Source organism: Mycobacterium sp. TH-M116, assembly GCF_057473685.1.
On sequence record NZ_JBYCLC010000191.1, the window covers coordinates 24,819 to 33,502 of the forward strand.

5 protein-coding genes are annotated in these 8,684 nt (G+C 66.8%); 2 read left to right on the forward strand and 3 right to left on the reverse strand.

Annotated elements, in window-relative coordinates:
- Nucleotides 1-29: 29 nt before the first annotated feature.
- The 3 genes from AC2VOK_RS09645 to AC2VOK_RS09655 form a co-directional block, all read right to left on the reverse strand.
- Nucleotides 30-2,651 (reverse strand): helix-turn-helix transcriptional regulator, encoded by a 2,622-nt coding sequence (locus AC2VOK_RS09645; RefSeq protein WP_428900275.1) that lies wholly within the window; start codon nucleotides 2,649-2,651, stop codon nucleotides 30-32.
- 145 nt (nucleotides 2,652-2,796) lie between these two features.
- Nucleotides 2,797-4,035, reverse strand: coding sequence for a glycosyltransferase (locus AC2VOK_RS09650; protein ID WP_428900281.1), 1,239 nt, complete (start codon nucleotides 4,033-4,035; stop codon nucleotides 2,797-2,799).
- Between the two features lie 5 nt (nucleotides 4,036-4,040).
- Nucleotides 4,041-7,232, reverse strand: a complete 3,192-nt coding sequence (locus tag AC2VOK_RS09655) for an ATP-binding protein (protein ID WP_428900276.1) — start codon at nucleotides 7,230-7,232, stop codon at nucleotides 4,041-4,043.
- A gap of 414 nt (nucleotides 7,233-7,646) precedes the next feature.
- Between AC2VOK_RS09655 and AC2VOK_RS09660 the strand changes: the two genes are divergently transcribed.
- Entirely contained in the window at nucleotides 7,647-8,012 is a 366-nt protein-coding gene (locus AC2VOK_RS09660) for a hypothetical protein (RefSeq protein WP_428900277.1), read from the forward strand.
- Nucleotides 8,009-8,684: NAD(P)/FAD-dependent oxidoreductase (locus AC2VOK_RS09665; protein ID WP_428900278.1), on the forward strand; the 676-nt coding region annotated here is incomplete at its 3' end. The genes AC2VOK_RS09660 and AC2VOK_RS09665, both read left to right, overlap by 4 nt.

Consider the following 8,684-nt stretch of genomic DNA (forward strand, 5'->3'; position numbering starts at 1 on the left):
AGTCGACTACTCGACTTTCGCGCGGCGGGCTAGCGGGCGCCGGACCTGACGATGGACGCCAGCTCCTCACGCGAGCCGGCACCCACCCGCTGGCAGGCGCGGTAGACGTGACCTTCAACGGTGCGCACCGACATCACCAACTTCTCGGCGATCTGGCGGTTGGACCGGCCGGCGACGACGAGTTCGACGACATCGCGCTGGCGACCCGACAATTTGATCCCCACCGGGGTTCGCAGCGCCGGCGTGCACAAGCCACCACATTCATCGGCCAATTCCCTCGCCAGCGCCGCAGCATAGAGGCCGCGCTTGCTCTGCTGGTTCGCGGTGAACGCGACCGAGGCCTGCGCGGCGGCATCCGCAGCCGCGACCCGATCCCCGACCCGCCGGTACAACGCCGAGGCCGCCAGCAGGCCTTCGCCGTCGCCGGCGAGCAGGGTCTCCTCGTGCACGGCGACGGCATCTGCAATCGGCAGCGACAACGCCCCGGCCAATTCCCGTGCCCGCGCCGCCTGCGAGGAATCGCCCCATTGCGCCGCGGCTTGTATGCAGGCGAGCTCGTGGGTGGGTTGACCGCGGACGCGGGCCAGCCGTGCCGCCTGTTGTGCGATCTCGACGGCCTCGCCCAGGCGGCCGCTTGCCGCCATCGCCCACCCCTCGGCCAGCGACAGCGCGGTGTGCATGAACAGGAAGCCGGGCGGCACGCACGCCCGCGCCTTGTCGACGGCGTCGTTGGCTTCGTCGGGCTGGCCGAGCTTGGCGTGCGCCTCGGCGAGCGCGAAGTAGCTCGCCGGCCTCAGACCCGTTGTAATGGAATGTATCTGGACGCCGGCTGCGGCCTCATGGATCAGCGCCGCCGCCTCGGCCACGGCGCCTCGCGCCAGGGCGGCATTGCCCAGCAGGGAGGCCAGGTTCGCGTAGGCCAGCCCTGGGACGTCGCGCGCGGAATCCGCCAATCGCTGTGCAGTGCTGCTGAACTCGTCAATGCGCCCGGTGAGCCGGCAGGCCCGCCCGTAGACCGCGCCGAACCAGAACCGCATGTGGGACGCCTGGAACGACGTCGTCGCGCGCTGCAGCGCCTGATCGGCCACGGCCACCAGCTCGTCGACCTCCCCCAGAGCGCCCATGGCCATGATGAACGCGAGCGAGGCAAGCATCGCGTGGAAGTCGGTCAGAAGTCCTGAATCCAGGGCAGCGCAAGCCCTTTCGGTCGCGAGTCGGCAACGCGCCGCGACCGCGTCCAGACAGGCCTGCACCGCCAGACGCGCCGCCGCCTGGGCCGGCATCTCTTGGTTGGCGGCAAGGCCCTCGAGGATCACCGCCGCCTCCTCGGGCTTGCTCAGCATCCAGATCAGGTTGGCCGCACGCACGCTCGCCCAATAGTTTCGACCGGGCTCGAGATCATCGGGCCCATCGGCCAGCTCACGCAGCGCCTGCTCGGCCTGCTCGCCCCGCCCGAGCAGGACCAGGTTCATCGCCCGCACCCCCGCCGCCCCATGCACCCCCGCTTGCGCTGCGGCGGTGGCGAACCGGTCGGCCAGGCCGAGGTCCAGCAGCGTCATGGCGTGCCGCGCCGATTCCAGATACAACTCGGGTTCGGGATCGAGGTCGGACTCGAGGGCCAACAGCGCGCGGCGCACGGTCGCCTGCATATCGGCGTCTTCGTCTTCGGCCAGCCGTGTCGCCACCCGGCCCCGGATTGCCGACAAATGCATCTCCCCGACTCCCGCGCGGCGAAGCTCCCCGAACAGCGGGTGCGCCAGCCTGGCCATCAGCCCGCCGGCGGTACGTTCGACGCTGACCAGGCCCATTCCCTCGGCGACTGCCAGGTCGTGCCGACACACCAAATCGCACAGGACATCGACGGCCAGCGGCTCGCACTGCGACAACGTGTCGACCACCATTGCCACCCGCGGGCTCAGCCGGCCCATCTGACGACCCACCGTGTCGGACAGGTTTGCCGAGACCGCGACGTCACCGTCCCACACCCATACCCCGGCCGATTTCCGCATCCGCCCGGCCGCGATCTGGTCGGCCAGCAGCTGCCGCAGGAACAGGGTATTCCCGCGGGTCAGCTGCCGGAAAAGAGAAGCGCTGCGGGCATCGACCGGACCGCCCAGGGCGCTTTCTATCACCTCGCGCGTTGCCGCAGCCGAAAGCGGTTCCAGATCCAGGCGAGCAAGCAGCCCATCCTTCCACAACGCCGTCACCGCATCGGGTTCCTCACCGCCGGTGCGCACCGTGACCACCAGCCGGGTCCCGCCCGACTGCGCCAACTGATGGACGACCAGGGCGGACAATCCGTCCAGCAGGTGCGCATCGTCGACCACGACCACCACGCGGCGCCGATGTTGCTGGGCAACAAAGGAAGTGATGACGCGCCGCACATTTGTCAGGGGGTCCGACATCGCGTCACCCAGCAAGCCGATGAATGCCCCCAGGGGCAGCGCACGCGCCGACTCGGTGCCGACGACCCACTTCGTGCGCTCACCGGATGCCTCGGCCCGCCGGAGTGCCTCGCGGGCCAGCCAGGTCTTGCCAACCCCCGGCGCCCCGGCGATGACCACACCAGAGCGGCGGCCGGCTCCGGACAAGGCACAGCGAATACTCGTGAGTTCGCTACCACGCCCGGCAAGCGGCTCGGCGCCGGTCATTGAGCGACTATAACGGTGTTTGAGCGCTGGGTGCGCCGTTTATCTGCGTTTTGCTGAGTTCTCATAGAGTTCATGTGTGGCACGAGCGCACCCAGGGGCGTGGTGGACGACTTCCAGCGCTTCCTCCGAGCCTCGAAGAGAGGATTCAGCCGACATCAAGGCCGAGCATGCCCTGCTCAAAGAGATCTGCGCCGCGGCCCGTACCACCGGTGGCCGTGAAGCCGGCTGCCACCCGCTGGGCACCGTCGGCCATTGTCATCGCTTCCCGCACTTTCGCGCGCAACCGCGACGGCGACAGCTTCTTGGCCGGCAGACGGGTACCACACCGGGCTACCTCGACGCGCCGCGCGACCTCGAACTGGTCGCGTCCGTACGGCACCACGCACACCGGTATGCCACGGGCGAGCGCCCGTTGAGTTGCGCCCATCCCGCCGTGCGTCACCGCACACACTGAGCGGTCCAGCACCAAGCCGTGTGGGATGAATTGCAGCACTGTTGCATTAGGCGATGCGGCTGCATCGTCCGCTCGCCCGCCCGGCATGGTTGCGACCACATGCACCGGCTCGTCATTCAGCGCGGCAATGGCGGTCTGCACCAGGCCGAGGTCCCCTTGCTGCTCCGACGACGTCGTGACCAGAACGATTGGCCAGTCGATCGAGGTGAGCCAGTCGGGCATCGTGTCCGGCCGCGGGTCAAGGACGCAAGGGCCAATCATCTGCACGCCGGCACCCCAATCGGTTTGCGGATACTGGAACGGCTTGCCGCTGGCGATCAGCATCAGCGGCGCCCGGCGCAAGAACTCGTCCGCCGACGCGACCGGCTTCATGCCCAGGTCTGCGCGAAGCAGGTTAATTCGTGGCAGCATGATCTTCTCCAGCGGACCCAGCACCGCGGGTCGCACGGCGGCATCGCGCAGCCGGCCCAAAACACCCGGCCATAATCTGAGACCCAGCCCAAAAGGCGGCAGGCCGGGCGATCGCAGAGGCGGCGTGTAGGGCGAAAAGCATGCCCAGGGGATGTCACCGGCTTCGGCCGCCGACAAAGCTCCCCAGCAATTGACGTCGATGAGCGCGGCGTCCGGACGAACACGTGCTACCGCGCCCCCGAGATCGGCCACCTCGTGGACGGCGCGCCGGCCAAACGCCCCCAGCCCGAGCTGCAGCGCGGCCCGCGGATTGGTCGCCTTCCAGTCATCGAGCTCGATCGCCTCGATCCGCGGATCAATCGCATCTGCGGTGAAGCCGAGCTGCCGAGCGATCTGCACACCGGTCGAAAGTGTGCGCAGGTGGACCGTGTGGCCACGGCGGGACAGCTCTACCAGCAGCGCGCTGATCGGCAACAGGTGGCCAAGTGCGGGCGAGGTGTACGCCAGTACCACTGCCATCTCCGTCACTGCCGCAATGCAGGGGATTCATCCACCATTCGGTGCGCCCCGGGCAGCCGGCCACGGGCATCGAGCTTCCTGCAGAGCGAAAGGTACTGGCAGGCCAGTTTAGCGTAGTCGCCCGAGTTGCCTTCCGCCTTGGCCAATAGCGCCCGCGATTTCAGCGACCACAGATCCAGCACGGGAATGCCGGGGCGTCGATCCCGCCACGGATCAACGATCCGGTGGGCTTCGATGAGATCGTCGACGGACCCCCGCTCGACGAGCAGCTCGATGAGCGCCTCACCCGCACAACCTACGAAGACTCGACTGCCACTGTCATAGTGCTGCAAGAACGTGGGGCGAAGGCTGTCGATTGCTTCGTCGATTCGCCCCTGACGCGCGGCATCAACCGCCAGATCAGCGCCAATGGTCGTCAACGCGATGGCCAGTAGCTTGTGCTTCTTGATCATGGTGTGTGCGCGTTCGAGCAGCTCGATCGCCTCGGCGCGCGAAGCGCTATCCGCGCGCAGCAGAACCGTTCCATGGGCCCAGCGCGTGGCGATGACGCCGCTCACGTCGCCGAAGGATTCCGCACGCCGCAACGCCTCGCCGGTGTCGTCAACCAGATCGTCAGCCTTGCACATTCCCAGCACCGCGACGGTCCCCAAATAATGCGAGATCATCGCGTGGTTGAGGGGGCTTAGCGCACGTGCTTGTCCGATCGCCTCCCGCAAGCGCAGTCTGCCTCTCTTGGAGTCGCCGAGGAAGATCTCGATGACCCCGCGAAGAGCTTGCGCCGGAGCGATTTCGACCGCCGGTACACTTTCGGCTAGTGCCAGTATCGCGTCGATGACCCGTAACGCGGCGTCCAATTCGCAGTCAGCGAACCGGGCAAAGGCCACAGAGTTCAGGATTATGGCTTTTGTCGCCGGGTCGCACTCAATGCCGCCGACCATATCTTCGAGTTCCGACGCCAGCGTTGCGGCCTCGGGAACGCGGATATCGTTGATGCTGAACGACCAGATACGTCCGGCGGTCGCGAGCGCGAGCGATGCCAGGTCACCGGACCGCATGGTGAGATCACGAAGCTCCCGGTACCGCTCATCGGTGCCGACGGTGTCGGTGGCATAAAGCGCGGTGGAAATCAGCATCGTGCGTGGGGTGATTCGCATGGCGATCACGTCGTCGCAGTCATCGGCCAATCCGTCAGCGATACGGCGTGCGCTCTCCCATTCGGCGCGCGCAGCGACAACGTCGCGCGGCCGAATCCATTCGGCCGCGCGCATGTGCCAGCGATGAGCCTGGACGAGTTCGCCGCCCGCCTCCAGGTGCGTGGCGATCAAGGCCGCGTTGTGATCGACGGCACCGGAGTCGCGCGCCTCAATTGCGGCAGCCAGTCTCCGGTGGGCACGCACGCGGGCGGCGGTCAACTGTGATTCATAGGCCACCGCGCGCACCAGCGGATGGTGGAAGCAATACCGCTGTCGTGGAACGAATTCGACCTGATCAATCAGCTCGGCCGACACCAGCTCGGCCAGACGCGTGGGTTCGCTCTCCGGTAACAGGGCATGCAGCGTGTCCGCGTCGAAGTCGTTACCGATTACCGCCGCGGCGTTCAGCATCGACTTCGTGGGCGCGGGCAGCCGATCGATTCGGGCAGCAAGCACCGCCTGTACCGTGGCGGGAACCGTGATTTCGTCCACATCGCCCGTCCGGCGGTAGCGCCCGCGACTTCCCGCGAGTACGCCGCGGCCGGCGAGGTCGCGAACGATCTCCTCGGCGAAGAACGGATTGCCAGCCGCCGCCGTTGCGATTCGCTCGTCCAGGCCGTCCAGCGACGAGTCGCCCCCGAGCAGGTGGCCGACCAGGCGGACTGACATCGAGATTGTCAGCGGCTGCAGCGTCATCGTGTGACCCGACCGCTGATGCAGTGCACCGCGGAACTCGGGTCGGTAGGTCATGACGAACAGCGACGTCGTTTTGTCGACTGCCGTCGCGAAATCAGCAAGGACGTCGTCGCTAGCCTCATCGATCCAATGGACGTCTTCGAGCGCGAACACGGTTCGAGTGGGCCGTGACCGGACAACATATGCCAGCATTTCGATCAGCCGGCGGCGCCTGGCATCGGCGCTGACCTGCAGGTGAGGTGCCGTGGTATCGGCGATTCCCATGGCTTCGAACAGGATCTGCGCGTCGACGGAGCGCGGTTTGAGCAACCCGGCGCATTGTGCGCTCGTGTGTTCACGGGCCTCGCCGGCGGTGAGCCCTTCCGCCTTGAACATGGAGCGCAGCAGGCGCGACAACGCGCGAAAGGCGACCGTGCTGGTGTGGGCTTCGCAGCGGGCGACGACGACATCGGCGCCCTGACTCGCGACGATCGCGGTGAATTCCTTGAGCAGGCGACTTTTGCCAAGGCCGGGGGGAGCGACAACCCCGACGAGGCAGCCACGATGGGTGTCGAACAGGCTATGCAACCGATCCATCTCGGCATCGCGGCCCAGCATCAGGCCTTCGTGGCGGCCCAACACCATCCGCCCGGACTCCATGGCGAGAAGTTGTCGCGCGGGCGCGGGCGCGTCGGCACCCTTGACGGAAATAGCTTCGACGGGCCCGAGCCGGGTGGTTTCCTCGACGAGGCGTGCTGTGGAGAGCGAGCACATCACTCCACCCGGTGGGGCGGCTGCCTCCATACGTTGCGCCATCCCGACGGGATGGCCAACCGCAGTGTATCTTCCTTGCCCTGAACCTATTTCGCCAGCGATCACTTCGCCGGAGTTCAGCCCGACTCGCATCTGCAGGGCAACGCCGTCACGGCGAAGCACCCCGGCGGCAAGCTCGCTGGTGACAGATTGGATCTCCAGGGCTGAGATGCACGCCCGCAGTGCATGATCCTCCAGCGCCACCGGGGCACCGAACAGTGCCATCAAGCCGTCACCGGTGAACTTGTCCACGGTCCCGTGATAGCGCTGCACCACCGCGGCCGCACGATTGAACATCTCATTCATGATCTCTTGGAGCCGTTCCGCGTCCAGCGCCGCCGCGAGCTTCATCGAGCCGACGACGTCGGCGAACAGCACCGTCACCTGCTTGTGTTCGCCGGTGGCCGGTCTTGGACAGACCGGGGAGCCGCACACATCGCAGAAGCGAGCCTTGGCGCGCAGGTCGTTACCGCACAGCCCGCAGAGACCTGTGTTTTCGCTGGCCGGGCTAACCATCCGCGATCTCCTGGGCGTGAGATTTTCCGACAGTATCGGACATAAAGCCACACGGTGGCAATTATCTGAGCAAACCTGCTTTGCAGGCTGCAACGACGGCTCGATCGGACGCCCGGTTACGACGTGGTGCACGCGGTGGACGCTGCCACGTCGGGTTCCGAGCGGTCGCGTCCAGGGTGGTGCACGCCTTACCCGGTTCACTCGTCGTGTACCGCGCGCCGAAGTCCAGGCCCGGATGACGGCACACGCCGACCCGGTGGCTCGTGGCAACTCTGAACAGCGTTTCGACGAAATCGAGTAGCTGACTACTCTAGGAGCCCACCCCTTTAGCGTTGGAGACTCCGGGCAGCTCAACGACGATTGGGGTGCGCCATGGAGACGCTTCGAGACCATGCGGTGGTGCTCGGGGCCAGTATGGGCGGCCTGCTGGCCGCCCGTGTGCTGGCCGACTTCTACGACCGCGTGACGGTAGTCGAACGCGACACTTTGCCTATGGATCCGGTGAACCGGCGAGGTGTGCCGCAAGGCAGGCTGATCCACGCGATCCAGTCGCGCGGTACGCAGATCCTCGACGAGCTGTTCCCCGGGTTCCGGGACGAACTGGCGGCCGGCGGCGCCGCCAGCTGGGAAGACGGTGACCTCTCGAGGATCCGCATTTCCGTTGGGGGACATCAAATGACGCGGTCCGGCAGGGCGCCGAACCCGCCGTGCTGTCTTTTCCGAGCCGACCGTTCCTCGAATGGAATGTTCGACGACGGGTGTGGGCCCTTCCGAACGTGACGATCCTCGAGGGTCATGACGTCGCGGGTCTGACGGCGACGCCGGATCGGGACCGTGTCACCGGGGCCCGCGTGGTCCGCCGCGACGACGACCGCGAGACGACGCTGACCGCCGACCTCGTGGTCGACGCGACCGGTCGGGGATCGCGGACACCGACATTCCTGGAAGAACTCGGGTACGGCCGCCCACCGGAGGACGAGCTGGTGGTGCACCTCGCCTACGCCTGCCAACTGCTGCGCATCGCACCCGGGGCCGTCGAGGAACAGATGATTGCCCTTTTCCCCGAGCCGGGGCGGCCCAAGATGTTCGCTCTGTTCGGGTACGAAAACGACATGTGGATGGTCGCCGTCGGAACCATGGCGGGCCTCGAACCACCCAGCCACCGCGCCGACATGCTCAGCTTCGCGGCCGATTTCGCTCCCGCTCATGCCCTGGACGCGGTTCGTGCGGCCGAGCCACTTGGCGAGGTAGCCCACTACCGTGTTCCCTCCAACCGCTGGCGGCGCTACGACAAGATGAGCCGAACCCCCGACGGTCTGCTCGTCATCGGCGACGCGGTGTGCAGCTTCAACCCCATTTATGGACAAGGCATGACCGTCGCCGCCATCGAAGCGACGGTGCTGCGCGACTGTCTGCGCCGGGGGAACAAAGACCTGCCGCGTCGCTTCTTCC